The organism is uncultured Meiothermus sp. (genome assembly GCF_937863175.1).
In the GTDB taxonomy this organism is placed as follows: Bacteria; Deinococcota; Deinococci; order Deinococcales; family Thermaceae; genus Meiothermus.
The window spans coordinates 1-15965 of the sequence record NZ_CALMCQ010000074.1; the positions used below are offsets into that span (position 1 = coordinate 1).

Here is a 15965-nt window from a genome sequence, read left to right on the forward strand (position 1 = left end):
GGCCGGTGATACAGCCCGGTTGCAAGAACTGGCAGTGCTTTCTGGAGCCGACCTCGAGGTCGCCGAGGCCATCGGTGCGCGGGTGGAGCAGGCCATCTCAGCCCTCCGGGCGCTGCCCCCCTCCGCTGACCGTGATGAGCTGGAAGCCCTGGCCAGACGCGAGCTGGTGCGGGTAAAGTGAGCACCTGCCTTCAGTCCGGCTAGATACCCTCGTATCTTCCTGCAAATATCGCAGGTTGATGGCGTTTTTTTGTTACCCTAAAGTATGCCCAAAGCAGTGGTTTTCGATGCCTATGGAACCTTGTTCGATGTGCAGGGTTTAAGCCAGGTTTGCGAGGATCTCTTCCCGAGTCGGGGTGCGACGCTCTCGGAGCTGTGGCGCAGAAAGCAGCTTGAGTACACCTGGCTTTTAGCGCTGATGGGTCAGTACCAGGACTTCTGGACCATCACCCGTCTGGCGCTCCACCATGCTTCTGGCACCCTGAAACTGCCTCTCGATGCAGGGCAGCAGGAGCGCCTGATGCAAGGCTTCCTGACCCTGCCCGCCTACCCGGAGGTACCGGTGGTTTTGCCGCGCTTGTCGAGCCGCTATCCGCTGGCAATTCTCTCCAACGGCAGCGAGGAAATGTTGGGCAAAGTAGTGCAACACAACCGCCTGCAAAACTACTTCACACACCTTCTGAGCGCCGAATCCACCAGAACCTACAAGCCCAGCCCAAAAGTATACGACCTGGCCATCCGGGCTTTTTTTGCAGTTCCCGAGAAGATTGTTTTTGTTTCGTCAAATGGCTGGGATGTAGCGGGGGCCAGGGCCTTTGGTTTCAAGGTCGCCTGGTGCAACCGATGGAGCCTGGCCCCCGAGACCCATACTTCCGAGCCCGACTGGACGCTGGAAAGCCTCGAGGAACTCGAGTCCCTACCGCTCTGACCCCCCATCCACCGGCGTGGGCCTGCCGTGTTCGTCCACGGCCACATAGGTCAGGTTGCCTTTGGTGGCCAGCACCTTGGACTCGCGCAGGTTTTCGCGGTAGACCTCCACCTCGACCGTAAGGGAGGTACGGCCCACCCGCACTACTCTGGCCACCACTTCCAGCAGGTCTCCCATCTTGATGGGCACTTCAAACACCACCTCACTCACCCGTACCGTCACACAAGGTTTGCGGGCGCGCCGGATAGCGGCATACGAGCCGACCTTATCCATCAGGCCCATGACGAAGCCACCAAAGGCGTTGCCGCCAGGGTTGACATGTTCGGGAAAGACCAGTTCAAGTGTGCGGGCTTCGCTCATTCCATCACCGGCTACAGCCTAACTGGTCTGGCCGAGGGTCGGCAATAAGGCTGGGGACTGGGCGCATAGAGCAGATATTAGTCCATAGCTGATAGCTTCTGACCTGCGACCCGAGACCTGCGACATTCTAGTGGGAAACAGTCAGGGGTAGAGCTTTGGTAAACCTGCCGGAACGCCATCGGGGGTGTCAGGGATGAGTAGCTATAGGCCATTGGCTATTGGCTATCGGCCCCTTCGGTAAGGAGCCTACTCACCCCTTGCATCCGGGTATACTCATGGACGTCGAAATTAGGGTCAAACGCCCATGCCAGCTATGACAGAATGGCCCCGAGACTTGTGAAGAGGAGGTTTGCTCAATGCCACTCAGAAACGCCTATACTCCCCCAGGGGACGCATCCTTGTGGGAGAGCTTTTTACGCCGCCTCGAGGCCACCATTAAGGTGGCCAGGATTCACCCCGCCACCATCCAGTATCTGACCCACCCCAAGCGCTCGGTGGGGGTCTCGCTGCCGGTGGTGATGGACGATGGGGGTGTGCGCAATTTTACGGCTTACCGGGTGATCCACAATATCGCCCGTGGCCCGGCGCTGGGTGGGGTACGCTATCACCCGGAGGTGGGGTTGGGCCAGACCTGCGGCATGGCCGCCTGGATGACCCTGAAATCGGCGGTGTTTGGCCTGCCCTTTGGGGGGTCGGCGGGTGGGGTGGTGGTAGACCCGGACCGGCTCTCGAGGCGGGAACTCGAGCGGGTCTCGCGCCGCTACGTGACCGAACTCATCGAGCTGATCGGGCCGGACGAAGATGTACTGGCCCCCGATGTAGGCACCAACGAAACCGTGATGGCCTGGTTTCAAGATACCTTTGCCATGACCCGTGGCCAGACCACCCTCAGCGCCGTAACCGGGAAACCCACCCAGCTTGGAGGAGTAGCGGTCAAGGACGAAGGCGGTGGGCAAGGGCTGGTGTATATGCTCTCCGACCTGGCCCAGGCCAATGGCTGGCCGCTAGAGGGGGCCAGCGTTGCTATTCAGGGTTTTGGGCAGGTGGGCAGTGCGGTGGCCCGATATGCAGTCAAGGAAGGGCTCAAGGTGGTGGCCGTCTCGACCAGTCAGGGCGGTGTGTACAATCCCGAGGGGCTGGACGTGGCAGCCCTCGAGAAGCACTATGCCGAACACAGGCATCTAGAGGGCTTTCCCGGCGGCAAACACCTCACCAACCACGAGCTGCTCACCTTGAAGGTAACTTACCTGGTTCCAGCCGCCGTAGAGGGCGTGATCAACGAGCACAACGCCCAGCAAGTCGCAGCCCAGGTGGTACTGGAAGGGGCCAACGGAGCCATCACCCCCGAGGCTGAGTACCTGCTAAAGCTCCAGGGTAAGTACATCGTGCCGGACATCCTGGCCAGCGGTGGAGGGCTGGTGCTCTCCTACCTCGAGTGGGTACAAGACCTCTCGATGCTCTTCTTCGAAGAGGGCGAAGTACAGCAGAAGTTGCGCGAATTTATTCACCAGAGTCTGCAGGCGGTACTCGAGCGGGCCAAACCCCTCCAGGGCGATCTGCGAACCAGCGCCTACGCGCTAGCGGTGGAGCGCATCAACGAGGCCAGCCGGCTGCGCGGAGTGTATCCGTGAACAACAGGTCTATAGCGTATAGCCGATTGCTGCTAGCCAAAGGCTTCCCGCCGAGGGTTTCTGATCCAGGGCTCTCGATCTTGTCCTGCTGCACACAGGTTACGCCTGCAATTTCCGGCTATCGGCCCTGAGCCATCACCTATCCGCTTTCTGGAGGACGCATGAAATCTGAACCGCTTTCCTACCTTTCCAGCGAAAACATCGGCCCCTGGGAAATCTATCTGGCCCAGGTAGACCGCGTCACCCCTTATCTGGGCAAGCTGGCCTTTTGGGCCGAAGACCTGAAGCGACCCAAGCGTATTCTGATCGTGGATGTACCGATCCAGATGGATGATGGCTCGGTGGCCCACTTCGAGGGTTACCGGGTTCACCACAATACCTTCCGTGGCCCTGCCAAGGGGGGTATTCGCTACCACCAGGATGTCACCCTTTCCGAAGTCATGGCGCTATCGGCCTGGATGACCATCAAAAACGCAGCAGTGGGCCTGCCCTACGGGGGTGGCAAAGGGGGTATTCGGGTAGATCCCCGCAAGCTCAGCCCGGGCGAGGTTGAACGCCTGACCCGTCGCTATACCTCCGAAATTGGCATCATCATCGGCCCGGACAAAGACATACCGGCCCCCGACATGGGTACGGGCGCCCGCGAAATGGCCTGGATGATGGATACCTTCTCCATGAATGTGGGGCGTACCGCACCGGGGGTCGTCACCGGCAAACCCATCGCGGTGGGAGGTTCGCTGGGACGGCAGGATGCCACCGGGCGCGGGGTGTTCGTGACGGCAGCCGTGGCGGCTGAAAAAATAGGCCTGTCCATTGCCGGTAGCCGGGTGGCTATACAGGGTTTCGGCAATGTAGGCAATGCAGCAGCCCGCATCTTCCACGACCACGGGGCCAAAATTATCGCCATCTCGGACGTGACCGGGGCCATTCGCAACGACGCAGGCATAGACCCATACGATCTAGCCACCTATGCCAGGCAGATGGGTGGGGTGAAAGGCTATGCCAGGGCCGAGCCCATTCCAGCCGCCGAGGTGCTGACCACCCCCTGTGAATTCCTGGTTCCTGCCGCGCTGGAAAAACAAATTACCGAAGCCAACGCCTGGAAGGTACAGTGCAAAATCATCGCTGAGGGAGCCAACGGCCCCACCATTCCCGCTGCCGACGACATTTTGGGTGAGCGGGGAATTCTGGTCATTCCCGATGTAATTGCCAACGCGGGCGGGGTGACGGTGAGCTATTTTGAGTGGGTGCAGGATTTCAACAGCTTTTTCTGGACCGAAGACGAAATCAATGCCAAGCTCGAGCGTCTCATGCGCCAGTCGTTCGAGGCCGTCTGGCAGGTGGCCCAGGACAAAAAAGTCTCGCTACGCACCGCAGCCTACATCGTGGCAGCCACACGGGTTTTGGAAGCGCGGTCTTTGCTGGGGTTGTATCCGTAAAACAGCCACAAACGCAAGGCCGCAAGAGCGGGGCTGTGCTGCTTGTGGTTGTCATTGCGAAGTCCGGCAGCTCCCTATGGCCTGAGGTCGCGCCTTCGCGAAGTCGGGTCGGGGGAGGAACCCGGTATAAGCTTGCAGCAGTTGTGTACCCCTGTCTCAAGAATGCCATCCCGGACAAGTGACCGCTGGAAATGATGGCCTGGCCGGGAACGGCAACCTGGCATTTTTGGCGTCTGCCTGGGGCGTTGGTCGAGTGGGCTATGGGTAGCCAAGCGCTGCTGAACCTCGAGCCCCTAGCGCAGTACCGCCCGTGCTTCTAGCCGCACTTCAACCAGATCGTTAACCCTCAGAAACAACAAGCTGGGTGGCTGAAGGTTCCACTCCGAAAAACGGGTCATGAAGCTTCCTTGAAACCGGAGTAGGTTACCCTCGCGGGTCAGCCGGCCAGCAATCCGTATTGGGCGTTGGGTTCCGCTAATTTCCAGAGAACCCACCAACACCGCATCCTCGCCGGTCTGGGTCAGGCGCTCCACCTCAAGGCAGCTCTGGGGAAAACGGTTGCTATCGAAGACCCCTCGAGCATCGGCATCGCGAAGAATGTTACCGGAATCGAAGCGGCCCAGATCCACGCATACCTGGCCCGAGGCCTCGCCGGTCTGGGGGTTCCAGCGCACGGCGCCGCGCACACTGGTATTGCTACCCTCCCAGCGGCCCAGGTTATAGCTGGCCGCATAGGTTACCCGCCCTTCGATGGCATACTGGCCGCTTTGGGCATGGGAAAGGCCGGGCAGCAAGCACAGCAGCAGGGGGATGAGCAGTTTTCGATGATTCATGGTTCCTCTCCCGGTCATACGGAGCTTTACCTGATTTCCGGTACTGGCTTGGCCAGGACTCCCTCAGCATTCCTGCGGTGGCCTTTAACCCTAAAACACCCTGGTCATGGCCTCTTCCACGGCTTGATCGGGCGACATGGGCAGCCCGATGTAGTAGCCCTGGGCAAAGTGGCAGCCGTGGCGGGCCAACCATTCCAGCTGCGCCCGGTTTTCCACCCCCTCGGCCAGGGTTTTGAGGCCGAAGGCACTTGCCAGTTGCAGCATGGCCCGCAGGATGTCTTCGGAGGCCGTGTTGTTGCCGATCTCATGTACAAAACTCTTGTCAATCTTAATCAGGTCTACCGGCACCTGCTTGAGGTGGGCCAGCGAAGAATAGCCCATGCCAAAGTCGTCGAGGGCTACCCGCACACCCAGCCCGCGCAACGCAACCAGCCCACCCAGCCATTTTTGCCGTTCGGGCAACAGGGCCGACTCGGTGATCTCAAGCCACAACATGCTGGGTTGCAGGGTCTCGTCTACCAGCGAGCGCACCACCTCACGCACCCAGTTGGGATGGGCCAGCGTGACCGCAGAGAAATTGATGGTCAGTTCACCCCCCAGCCGCCGTTGATCCTGCACGGCCTGTCTGAGCACCACCAGATCTAGCTCCCCAATCAGACCAGCGTCTTCGGCCAGAGGCACGAACTCGCTGGGACGCAGGAGTCCACGGGTGGGATGCTCCCAGCGCACCAGGGCCTCCCACTTGCTCACAAAACGATCCTGGATACTCAGGATGGGCTGGTACTGAATCAGGAAGTGGCCCTCCTGGATGGTCTTGCGCAGTTGTTGCACGGTCTTCAGGCGCTCGAGGGAGTTGAGGTCCTGCGCGGGGTCGTAGATGGCGATGCCGGTGCGGGCATGTTTGGCCTGGTACATGGCCACATCGGCGGCCCGGGCCAGCTCGTCGAGGGTCTTTCCGTGTTCGGGGTAGAGCGCCACCCCAAGGCTGGCCTGGGCATGAATGGCGTGATCGCCCAGCATAAATGGGGCGTCGAAGACCCCATTCACCCGGCGGGCAGCGGCAGCAGCCGCAGCGCGATCTGCCGAAGCCAGCAGCACCGCGAACTCATCGCCCCCCATGCGAACCAGCAGGTCGTCTTCCCGCAAGACCTCTTTGATGCGCAGAGCAATCTGGCACAGCAGTTCATCGCCCACCTGATGGCCCAGGGTGTCGTTGACCACCTTGAAATTGTCCAGGTCAAGGTAGATCAGGGCCGGGGTTTCCCGCTTGCGGCGGTCGGCCACAAAGACAGTCTCTGCCTCAGCCCATAGTTTGCGACGGTTGGGGAGGTCGGTGAGGGGGTCGTGGTAGGCCAGATACTCGATGCGGGCCTGCTGACGCTTGCGTTCGCCCACATCACGGATGGAGATCATAACCTGTTTGGCACCCGCAATCTGCACCAGCACCCCCAGGGCTTCAACCTCGAGTTCGCGCCCATCCCGGGCCACCAGCCGAATCTCTTCCACGCTATCGGACTCCCCGCCCAGAATGCGCTGGATCCGCTCGGCCACCCGTGGCAGCGACTCCGGGTGAACAAACCGGGTCAGGGGCTGGCCAACCACTTCGTCTTGCCGCAGGTATCCCAGCCCACGCAGCCCCGCTGGGTTGAGGTAGAGCACTCTGGAGCCATCGTAGAGCGCTACTGCGTCGGGCAAGGTCTCCAGGAGGGTACGGTAGATGGTTTCCTGTTCGCGCAAAGCATCGTAGACCTGGGCCCGGTCAATGGCCAGGCTGAGCTGCCCCGCGACCCCCTCCAGAAAGCCCACATCGCGCTGCTCGAGGTCGGGGGTGCTGCAGCTGGCTATCAGCACCCCCTCTACGCTGCCCTTTACCAGCAGCGGCACCGCAACCAGGCTGTGCTCGCCCACCAGGCCGGCCTTGCTACGCTCTTCGGTGCTATACAGAATCACGGTTTCAGCCGAACGGGCTGCCCGGAAGACAATTTCGTGGGTCGGGCCAAAATGGTCGGGCAGGGTCTGCCTGCCTGCCAACCAGACCAGCTGGAGCTGCTCCCCCTCGGGCCGATAGGCCGCCACACTGTCCAGGCGGGGGTGTTCTTGCAGGGTATCCACCACCCCCCGCATCAGGGCCAGGGGGTCGAGGTCGCGGGCCAGCCCATCGCGCACCCTCGAGAGGAGGCTCAACTCGAGGTTGCGACCCTCGGTCTGGGCGTGGCTTTTCTTCATCGCAACTTCGGCGATCCATCTGCGATCGTACTGCAAACGAAACAGCCCCACCACCAGGCTGGATGCCAGTCCAGTTCCAGCCGTGAGCTGAACAAATTCCCGTAGCCCTGTCTCCCACTCTGCTCCCGCAAGGTTGAGCAGCAGAGCCTGTATCGGAATGTTGAGCAGACCCACCATCGCGGCTCCCCACAAACCCAGACCCCAGCTCAGGAGCACCAGCCCCGGCAGCCCCAGCAGCAGCAGATGATTGCCGTAAGTAGGGTAGAGTTGTGGAAACAACAACCCGTACATCACGAATATCGCCAGCCCTGCCGCCAGCTCGAGCCAGCGCGGTTGCAACCAGGCGGTCATCTGCGATAGCAAAAATTGATCCTCCCAGATATAAACATCAAGTTACTCAGACCTCACTGTTGCCATTGGCAGGAAGATTACCCGGTCAGAACGGCTTGTGGGGAGCCCGGATAGCAGTCTGGGTCTCTTACCCGTGAACTTCTTGCTGCTATTCTACCGCTCTTGTCGAGCAGTATTTTGAGAGTCTACTCGAGAAAAATATCCACCGGGACGTTATTTACATCCCGTACTCGAGTAACGCCAGAACCGGCTATTGCGTCACGTACCAAAGCTCCACCCACACAGGTATTGGCCTGGCATGGTTGGCACCCAGGTATTTACAAGTAACGTTGGATTTATTCATAGTTGAGCCGGTTATCATTCAGACTTCACCCTGGGCATACGTATGAAGCGGTAGAAGTACTCGATCCCAGGCCCAGAACCCCCAGCACCAGGGCCTCAAAGTTGGTGAGCCCATCCAGAAATCCGACCCCAGCACGATGGTTCCCGTTGGTGAGCCTTGGGCTGGGTAAGCCAGGATGTAGCTTCTATCAAGCGTTGCCCCTGCCGCCGTAGCAACTCCAGCAATTGCCCGATACACAGGCTTGGGCAAATCCCAACCCCGGCAGAGTAACCACCAAAGCAACCCGTACGCACATGGCAAACTTCAGACTGGGCCGAGGCATACCAAAAAGGTGGGCCGAGCCCACCTTCCAGTCGCTTTTCGACTACGGACTGCCAAAGCTATCCTCGACCACTACCACCTCGAGGGTCTCGTTGGCCAGCAAGCCCACCGCAAACACGCTGTAAACCTTGCCCGCCTCAAAAGCCACCCCGTCCAGCCGGAGCGCTACGCTGGTAGTGCCAGTGGGGCGCACCTCGAGGTTGTAGACCGCCTCTGGCACAACACCATAGCCCGAGAGCTGGTTAAAGGCCAGATTGCGGAACAGTACCGGCCCACCCTTGAGGGCCACATCCACCGCAGGGGCATCCGGCGAGGCGTGGACGATACGAACCCTGGCCATGCCTTCGGCGGGGGCGAGGCGGTCTTCTACCAATCGGGTCTTGAGGGTAGCGGCTGCACCCAAAGCCATGACCGTGTAGTGCTTACCAGCCTGTACACGGATGGTTACGTCGGCTACCTTGGCCGGGGTTTGCCCCGTGGTTTGCAGGGTTAGGGTCAGGCTGCCCGCGGGCACTTCGGCGTAGTAGGTCACATCTTTGAAGCCCTGGGCCTCGAAAACCTTGTTTCCCCCTGAGAGGATGTCAACGGCTGGTGCATCGGGAACCAGATGCGCAAAACGGACCAAAGCGGTGTTGCCCTGGGCCAGGGAAAACCCCGCCCCTGCCAGCGCCACCAAAACGAGCCACTTTTTCACATCAACGCTCCTTTCGTATCGTCCAAAGCCGATATCCGCCTTCAGCTTTGTACTGCTGCACCGTCATCATACTGTGATGAACTGCAAAGCGGCAAACAAGACCCCTCGGCTCGTTCACCATTCAGATAAAAATCGAAGCAGAAGGTTTTTTGGTTTGGGAAAAAAGTGATTCTGCGGAACGGCTCAAAACAAAACATACAGGGTGATCCTCTTGCGAGGGCCACCCCTTACGACGTCTTCTCGGGACTGGATGGAGCTTACCTGTCAACCGCTACCACGACGCTGAGCGGTTGGGCAGTGGTGCCACCAACGGCGAAAACGGTGTATACCTTGCCAGCCTCCAAGACCACATTGTTGAGCGGAAGGGCCACGGTGGTGGTTCCAGCAACGCGCACGTCAAAGTTGTACGTGGCAGCAGGCACCGTCAGATAGCCCGAAGCCCTGGGGAAGACCAGGTTGGGCACCACCACTGCACCGCCACGAATTGCCACATCCACAGCGGGGGCGGTCGGCGAGGTGTGCACGACACGGATACCGGCCTGACCCGCAGCCAGAGTGGGGAGCATATCCTCAATGATAGTGGGGCCCAGCCTGGGTTGGTTGCCGCTTGCGTTGAGCAGGCCGGTAGCCGCAATGGTGTACATCCTGCCAGCGACCATTGTCGCTCTGGCATCAATCACTCGAGGGGTGGTGGCGCCCGCAGGCACTACCCACACCGTGATTTCTCCGGCAGGCAGCGAGAGGTAGTTGCTGACGGTTTTGAAGGGCACGTTTTGCAGGGCTCGAGCGCCATTCACCCAGACATCCACGGCGGGTGCGTCGGGAGAGAGGTGCGCCACACGCACCATCGCGTTGTTGCTTTGCGCGAAGCCCGCGCCGAAAGCCAGTACAACCAGTAGAGCCAGTAGCTTCTTCATCGTTTGCCTCCGTTGCTGCCAGGGCTTATGGCCCTGAAGGTAGGTTGGCGTTGTCGCAGCGGTGTGCTGGTCTCGAGTTGGACAGTTTGGTCACACGCTGGATTCAACCCACTGCACATCCACCTACCCTTGTGCACGCATAGCCTACTTGTAGAAGGTGAGTACAATATTTGTATAATTTACGTTTAGATTTGTAGAACCTGGGACAGGTCGAAGAAAGCCAGAGCCAGCCTTACATTGCGATAGATAAGCCTGAACCCTTGGGCATCGGGGGCACCGCCAGAAACCTGGACTACCCGCCATGTGCTGGATGTCCAGGCCAGCCTTAATCCAGAGGCTACTAACCAGACTTTCGGGCAATTTTCTCAGCAGCCGCGAGGTAGCGTTTGCGGGCAGACTCCAGATCCAGCACCGGGGGTTTGTAGGGCTGGGCGCCTCCATTGGACTCGGGGACCCATCGCGTTAGCCACTCGCCATTGGGGTCGTGGGTTTCAGCCTGGGTGATTAGATTAAAAACCCGGAAATAAGGGGCTGCATCCACCCCCAGGCCTCCGGCCCACTGCCAGCCTGCCAGGTTGGAGGCGTTGTCGCCGTCGAGTAGAAGATCGCGTAAAGCCCGTTCGCATTTCTGCCAGGGCAGCAGAGCCAGCTTGACCGCAAACTGCGCCACCCCCATCCGCCCCCGGTTGGCTAGAAAGCCAGTAGCCTGTAGCTCGCGCATACCCGCATCCACCACTGGTATGCCGGTCTGGCCGAGTAGCCAGGCATCCAATAACTCGCGATTGTCGCTCCAGGGCAGGTCGTTCCAGCGGGGGTCGAAAGCCGAGGTCATTATCTGCGGGCGATGGTATAGCAGGTCAGCACTAAAATCGCGCCAGCACAACTCGCTCACCCATTTGCGAGCCCCCTCGCCCCCTTGTTGCCTGGCTTTGCGGGCTGCCAGCCTGGGCGACAAGACCCCGAGGGTGAAGTAGTAGGAAAGGCGCGAGGCCCCTTCACCCGCCAGCCCGTCGCGGGTCTGATGGTAAACGGGCAGTTTGTCGCGCAGAAAACCCTCGAGCGCACAGAGAGCGGCTTCCTCTCCCACCGGCGGTAACGGCACATCCGAGGCTTCCTGTGGAATGGTGCCGGGATCGTAGTGTGGTGGAAGACTATCTGGAGGGAAGTGGGCCGGAGCCTCGAGCAAGGAAGGTTCGCTGGCTGCCCACCAGCGTTTGGAAAAGGGTGTGAACACTGTGTAAGGCTCCCCGTTGGCCTTAACAATGGCGCCGGGTTTGTGGATATACTGTCCGTCCAGCCAGACCATTCGACCGCTCAGGGCATCTTCTACCTTCTCGTCACGGAACCGGGCATAGGGGGTGAAGTTGGACCCGGCAAAGACGTTCTGGATGTCCAGTTCGGACACCGCTCTGGGCAGCACTTCCCAGGGCAGACCGGTGCGAACCAGCAAGGTTCCCTCCCGGCGGGCATAGGCCTCGCGCAGGGCAGCGGTGTTCTGGTAGAACCAGGCCCGCCGCCGGGGGGTGGTGTTTTGCAGAATACGGGGGTCGAGGATCACCAGGCCCAGGGTGGGGCCTGATCGCAGGGCCGCATCCAGAGCAGGATTATCGTGCAGACGAAGATCTGCGCGATGCCAGACAAGGTTCATAAACTCTGTTTTAAGGGCAAAGGCTTCGAATCGCACGGGTGTGTCCTACAAACCTCCAACCCGGCCTGGGCATACCGCCCTGAGCCTCTCGTCTCGTTGCACGGGTGGGGTCGCATAGCTGAGGCTACTGCTGATTGAGGCTCCTCGCGTGCGCAGGGGAGTGTCTTCCCGAGCCAAGCCGTGATGGTGTGCAAGCCAAAGAGGGCCCGGTTCGCGTTAGTATTGACGGCATGATCGTAGACGCCCATCTCGACCTGGCCCACAACGCAGTAGACCTGGGGCGCGATTTAACCTTGCCGCTTATGGAGTTACGTAAACGTGACTCACATACTGATGTGCCTGTAGTGACCTTGCCTGCCCTGCGAGAGGGTAAAATTGGCGTCTGTTTTGCGACCCTCTGGACAGACCCGCGCAAGTACACCGACCCCGCGAGTGCACACACCCAGGCCCTCAAGCAGCTCGAGGTCTATCTCCGCTGGGAAGAGAAGGGCCTGGTACGCATCCTGCGCGATAAGGCCAGCTTGCAAATGCATCTGGCCCGGTGGCCGGAGGACAGGATAACCGCCCTGGTGATCCTGATTGAGGGCGCCGAATGCATCCGTGAGCCCGCTGAAGTTGCGTTCTGGCAGGGCCAGGGCGTGCGGCTGATCGGGCCGGCCTGGAACCGCACCCGCTACTGCGGCGGAACCCGCGAGCCGGGTGGCCTGAGCGAACCGGGCATTGAGTTGATGCTGGCCATGCGCCAGCACCAACTGGCCCTGGACTTTGCCCACATGGACGAGCAGGCCTTCTGGCAAGCACTGGAAATCTTTGATGGTGCAGTCTGTGGAACCCACTGCAACCCCCGCGCCCTGCTGGGGGGTGAGGGGCTCGAGTTCTCCAACCGCCATCTGAGCGATGCCATGATCCTGGCCATCGGCCAGCGGGGCGGGGTCATCGGCACCGTGTTGTTTGGATTCTTCCTGGAGCACACCTGGAAACGTGGTATGGAGCGGGTGAACCTGGAAGTGGTAGGCCAGCATATGGCGCACACCGCCAGCCTGATTGGCTGGGACAAGATAGGCATCGGTTCCGATTTCGATGGCGGCTTTGGGATGCACGAAAACCCCCGGGGTCTGAACCAGCCGGGCGACCTGCAAAAAATCGCCCATCTGGTTCCCAAGCCCTTCCAGAGCGATGTGTTGGGCGATAACTGGCTGCGCTGGTTGCAGGCTGCGCTGCCTTGATTTTTTGAATCTAAAATTTGGCCTATCATGGTATAACGGGGCTGTGAATCCTTCCAGCGTGTGGATCGGCCTGGTCGCCGGAGGCTTTGGGGGCCTGGTGGGCCTGGGCGGAGGCATTGTGGCAATGCCCCTCATGACGGCTTTTCTGAAACTTACCCAGCACAAAGCTGTGGCAACCAGTTTGGTGATGGTGGTTTTTACCGGATTGGCCGGGGCTTTGATCTATGCCACACAAGGCACGGTGGACTGGGTGGCGGCCATACTGATTATCCCCACCGCCATGTTTACCGCCAACGTTGGCGCCAGATTCGCCCATCGGTTGCCCGAGTGGAAGCTCAAGCGGGTGTTTGGCTGGTACCTGGCATTGGTAGCCCTTTCGCTCTTGCTCAAACCCTATATTCCTCACGTGCAGGAGCCCTTAGAAGGCTGGATACGGGTTTTAACTTTGCTCCTCACGGGCGCGGTGGCAGGCTTTGCCTCGGGCCTGCTGGGCGTGGGAGGTGGAACCATCACCGTGCCGATTATGGTACTGCTGGTTGGGCTGGAACAACACACCGCCCAGGGCACCTCCTTGCTGGCCATGATTCCCTCGGCGCTGGTGGGGTCTTATACACACTACCGACATGGCACTCTGGCACAAGAGTATGTGCCGGGCCTGGTGGCAGGCATCCTGCTAGGGGCTTTTGCGGGAGGTTTGGTCGCCAATCAACTGCCGGAATTCTGGCTGCGGATGGTGTTTGCGGTGGTGTTGATCTGGACCTCAACACGCTATGTCGGAGCTAAACCCCAAGCCAAACCCCTCTCATAAATTTAGAAAAATACACGCTGTCACCCCGAACGAAGTGAAGGGTCTGATGTGCTGTGCTGCACGGGGGGACGCGGGCGCATCGGATTCTTCGACAGAATGACCCTGCGGCGATGGTGTACCTGCTCGAGAGCCCAGTTCCACTTTTGTGATGTGCGCCTGGCCCAAGCGGCATGGCTGTCGGTTGCCTACCCGCCTCACGCTGGTTTGTCCGCACTTCCGAATAGCGATTCTGAAGTGTGCGATAAAACACCCGTGCATTACGAACCTCACCTCGAGGTGCGTCTGCGCATCCTACCCAGTGATCAAGTTTGCTCAACCAGATTGGTCTAGCTTAAATCGGCCAGCGAAGTTGTTGAGGATTTCGTGATTGTGGCCGTTGAGTGATCTGGTAACAAGATTTGCGTCAAACTCACGACCCGAGGCACATGCGAAAGCCAACGGTCAAAGGCAAAAATTTGAAAGCCAGAAATCTTCGCTCCGACATGCGACCTGCGGCCTTCTCAAAAGGCGTGAATCGGACAAAAATCAAGTTGCCGTACCACTAGCTTTGTGTACCCGTTACATCCATACGGTAACGGCAACAATTGCCTCCGGCAGCGATGCGCTCCTCACGGACAACCGGAACGCCCAAAAGTTTTTTGTACATCTCGAGCTCGGTGTGGCAAAACTCGTTGTGTTCCATCGAGAGCGCAAGTTTGGGGCAGCGCCCTTGCTCGAGATACACGGCTCCATTTTCAAAGTAGAAGCTGGCCTGGTAGCCCTGCTCGGTCAGGAACTCGGTCAGGCGATAAATCTTTTGTTCGAGGGTGAGGCCCTCCATATGTGGGGCGAGTTCCTCGAGCAATTTGTTGTTGCGCCGGGTCAGTACTTCCAGCACCAGGCCTGCGCCAAATAGCTCCTTGAGGTGGGTGAGCACATCGGCGCACATGCGGGCATAAGGCGCTTGCTCGTCCACGGCTTGATAGACCTGTTTGGGGCGGCCCCGGCCCTCGTTTTTCTCGAGGCGAGCCCGCACTAAACCCTCGCGCTCGAGGTCTTCGAGGTGGCGGTGCACCGCTACCTTGGAGATGCCCAGCGACTCCGCAAGCGAGCCCGCACAACTCGACCTGGAACGCAGGGTCTCGAGGATGCGCAGCTTGGTTTCACCCATTCCCAAAGCCATAACACCCCTACGCCATCGGCAGCAGCATGTAGGACTGCACCGACAACTGACCGGCCAGCTTACGCGCAACCTGACGGAAGGCTTCGGCTTCGGACGACTGTGGGGCACCCACCACCACCGGCACCCCGCTATCCCCACCCTCGCGCACCGAAAGCGCAATGGGAATCTCGCCAAGGAAAGTGGTCTGGTAGTGCTCGGCCATCTTGCGGCCTCCCCCCTGCCCAAAGATGTAGGTCTTCTGGCCGCCCAGCTCAAAATAGGACATGTTTTCGATCACGCCCAGTATGTTCACCTGCACCCGTTTGAACATGTCCACCGCCCGCTCGGCATCAATCCGGGCCACGTCCTGCGGGGTGGTCACAATCAGCCCACCCGAAAGCCGGGTAAGCTGAGACAAGGAGAGTTGCACATCCCCGGTGCCAGGGGGCAGGTCAATGATCAGGTAATCGAGAGCGCCCCAGGCCGCCTCTTGCAGGAATTGCTTGATGGTGCCATGCAAAATGGGGCCGCGCCAGACCATCGCCTGGCCCGCTGGGACGATATTGGCAATGCTGATGAGTTTGATACCGTGGCGCTCTAAGGGAACCATCCGCTTCTGCTCATCCACCATTAGCTTGCTGCCCTGGGTGCCAAACATATGGGCCTGGCTGGGGCCATAGATATCGGCATCCAGCAAACCTACACTGGCCCCATCCTGGGCCAGCGCTATCGCCAGGTTGGCCGCAGCCGTGCTCTTCCCCACCCCCCCTTTGCCCGACGCTATAGCCACAATGTGCTTAATCCCAGGCAAGGGCAGGTTCTGCGGTGCACGCACCTGTGCACCAAAATGCACTTCGGTCTCGGTGGCGCCGATCTTGCTAATCGCGGATCGCACCTCCCCCTCGATCTGCCCCTTGAGTGGGCAAGCCGGGGTGGTGAGGTTGATCTTGACTGCGACCTTGGCCCCATCTACCACAATTTTCTCAACCATCCCCAGCGACACCAAATCCTTGTGTAGCTCCGGGTCGTTGACAGTTTTCAAAGCTTCCAGTACCAGAGCTTCGGTGAGCGCGCTCATCTCGTATTCAGATTATGCCTG

At 59.8% G+C, this 15965-nt stretch carries 13 protein-coding genes and 1 pseudogene; 6 read left to right on the top strand and 8 right to left on the bottom strand.

All coding sequences use genetic code 11. The features are described 5' to 3' along the window. Together Q0288_RS02860 and Q0288_RS02865 are read left to right on the top strand one after the other, a co-directional pair. Positions 1–181, top strand: a pseudogene (locus Q0288_RS02860) (polyprenyl synthetase family protein); the annotation flags it as partial. A gap of 84 nt (positions 182–265) precedes the next feature. Continuing rightward, positions 266–928, top strand: coding sequence for a haloacid dehalogenase type II (locus Q0288_RS02865; RefSeq protein ID WP_299426889.1), 663 nt, complete (start codon positions 266–268; stop codon positions 926–928). Here Q0288_RS02865 and Q0288_RS02870 read toward each other — a convergent pair. Further along, positions 917–1288: a hotdog domain-containing protein gene (locus tag Q0288_RS02870; RefSeq protein WP_299426892.1), complete on the bottom strand. Its 372-nt coding sequence runs from the start codon at positions 1286–1288 to the stop codon at positions 917–919. The two genes, Q0288_RS02865 and Q0288_RS02870, sit on opposite strands and share 12 nt — an antisense overlap. Before the next feature lie 356 nt (positions 1289–1644). On the opposite strand from Q0288_RS02870, the gene Q0288_RS02875 reads away from it, so the two are divergent. Both Q0288_RS02875 and Q0288_RS02880 read left to right on the top strand, forming a co-directional pair. Continuing rightward, a complete protein-coding gene (locus Q0288_RS02875) occupies positions 1645–2919 on the top strand; it encodes a Glu/Leu/Phe/Val dehydrogenase (protein ID WP_299426895.1) in 1275 nt (424 codons plus the stop codon). Between the two features lie 161 nt (positions 2920–3080). Further along, positions 3081–4358, top strand: coding sequence for a Glu/Leu/Phe/Val dehydrogenase (locus Q0288_RS02880; protein ID WP_299426898.1), 1278 nt, complete (start codon positions 3081–3083; stop codon positions 4356–4358). Positions 4359–4651: 293 nt separating this feature from the next. On the opposite strand, the gene Q0288_RS02885 is transcribed toward Q0288_RS02880, so the two are convergent. The 5 genes from Q0288_RS02885 to Q0288_RS02905 form a co-directional block, all read right to left on the bottom strand. Then, a complete protein-coding gene (locus Q0288_RS02885; RefSeq protein WP_299426901.1) occupies positions 4652–5191 on the bottom strand; it encodes a YceI family protein in 540 nt (179 codons plus the stop codon). A gap of 90 nt (positions 5192–5281) precedes the next feature. After that, positions 5282–7768 (bottom strand): EAL domain-containing protein, encoded by a 2487-nt coding sequence (locus Q0288_RS02890; RefSeq protein ID WP_299426904.1) that lies wholly within the window; start codon positions 7766–7768, stop codon positions 5282–5284. Positions 7769–8475: 707 nt separating this feature from the next. After that, positions 8476–9126 (bottom strand): DUF4397 domain-containing protein, encoded by a 651-nt coding sequence (locus Q0288_RS02895; RefSeq protein ID WP_299426907.1) that lies wholly within the window; start codon positions 9124–9126, stop codon positions 8476–8478. 257 nt (positions 9127–9383) lie between these two features. Further along, positions 9384–10043 (bottom strand): DUF4397 domain-containing protein, encoded by a 660-nt coding sequence (locus Q0288_RS02900; RefSeq protein WP_299426910.1) that lies wholly within the window; start codon positions 10041–10043, stop codon positions 9384–9386. 340 nt (positions 10044–10383) lie between these two features. Next, positions 10384–11691, bottom strand: a complete 1308-nt coding sequence (locus Q0288_RS02905) for a deoxyribodipyrimidine photo-lyase (RefSeq protein WP_299426913.1) — start codon at positions 11689–11691, stop codon at positions 10384–10386. Between the two features lie 188 nt (positions 11692–11879). Between Q0288_RS02905 and Q0288_RS02910 the strand changes: the two genes are divergently transcribed. Together Q0288_RS02910 and Q0288_RS02915 are read left to right on the top strand one after the other, a co-directional pair. Continuing rightward, the gene (locus Q0288_RS02910; protein ID WP_299426916.1) at positions 11880–12917 is read left to right on the top strand and encodes a membrane dipeptidase; all 1038 of its coding nucleotides are present in this window, start codon (positions 11880–11882) and stop codon (positions 12915–12917) included. Positions 12918–12960: 43 nt separating this feature from the next. Further along, positions 12961–13725, top strand: a complete 765-nt coding sequence (locus Q0288_RS02915) for a sulfite exporter TauE/SafE family protein (RefSeq protein ID WP_299426919.1) — start codon at positions 12961–12963, stop codon at positions 13723–13725. A 541-nt stretch (positions 13726–14266) separates the two neighbouring features. Here the strand turns inward: Q0288_RS02915 and Q0288_RS02920 are convergent. Further along, positions 14267–14887: an ArsR family transcriptional regulator gene (locus Q0288_RS02920; protein ID WP_299426922.1), complete on the bottom strand. Its 621-nt coding sequence runs from the start codon at positions 14885–14887 to the stop codon at positions 14267–14269. A gap of 7 nt (positions 14888–14894) precedes the next feature. Continuing rightward, entirely contained in the window at positions 14895–15944 is a 1050-nt protein-coding gene (locus Q0288_RS02925) for an Mrp/NBP35 family ATP-binding protein (protein ID WP_299426925.1), read from the bottom strand. Between the last annotated feature and the right edge of the window lie 21 nt (positions 15945–15965).

What these genes read in the sequence shown, in the direction of transcription:
- Q0288_RS02920 (WP_299426922.1), bottom strand. Translation starts at nt 14,887, where the DNA reads ATGGCTTTGGGAATGGGTGAAACCAAGCTGCGCATCCTCGAGACCCTG.
- Q0288_RS02890 (WP_299426904.1), bottom strand. Translation starts at nt 7,768, where the DNA reads ATGACCGCCTGGTTGCAACCGCGCTGGCTCGAGCTGGCGGCAGGGCTG.
- Q0288_RS02870 (WP_299426892.1), bottom strand. Translation starts at nt 1,288, where the DNA reads ATGAGCGAAGCCCGCACACTTGAACTGGTCTTTCCCGAACATGTCAAC.
- Q0288_RS02875 (WP_299426895.1), top strand. Translation starts at nt 1,645, where the DNA reads ATGCCACTCAGAAACGCCTATACTCCCCCAGGGGACGCATCCTTGTGG.
- Q0288_RS02900 (WP_299426910.1), bottom strand. Translation starts at nt 10,043, where the DNA reads ATGAAGAAGCTACTGGCTCTACTGGTTGTACTGGCTTTCGGCGCGGGC.
- Q0288_RS02885 (WP_299426901.1), bottom strand. Translation starts at nt 5,191, where the DNA reads ATGAATCATCGAAAACTGCTCATCCCCCTGCTGCTGTGCTTGCTGCCC.
- Q0288_RS02865 (WP_299426889.1), top strand. Translation starts at nt 266, where the DNA reads ATGCCCAAAGCAGTGGTTTTCGATGCCTATGGAACCTTGTTCGATGTG.
- Q0288_RS02905 (WP_299426913.1), bottom strand. Translation starts at nt 11,691, where the DNA reads ATGAACCTTGTCTGGCATCGCGCAGATCTTCGTCTGCACGATAATCCT.
- Q0288_RS02925 (WP_299426925.1), bottom strand. Translation starts at nt 15,944, where the DNA reads ATGAGCGCGCTCACCGAAGCTCTGGTACTGGAAGCTTTGAAAACTGTC.
- Q0288_RS02880 (WP_299426898.1), top strand. Translation starts at nt 3,081, where the DNA reads ATGAAATCTGAACCGCTTTCCTACCTTTCCAGCGAAAACATCGGCCCC.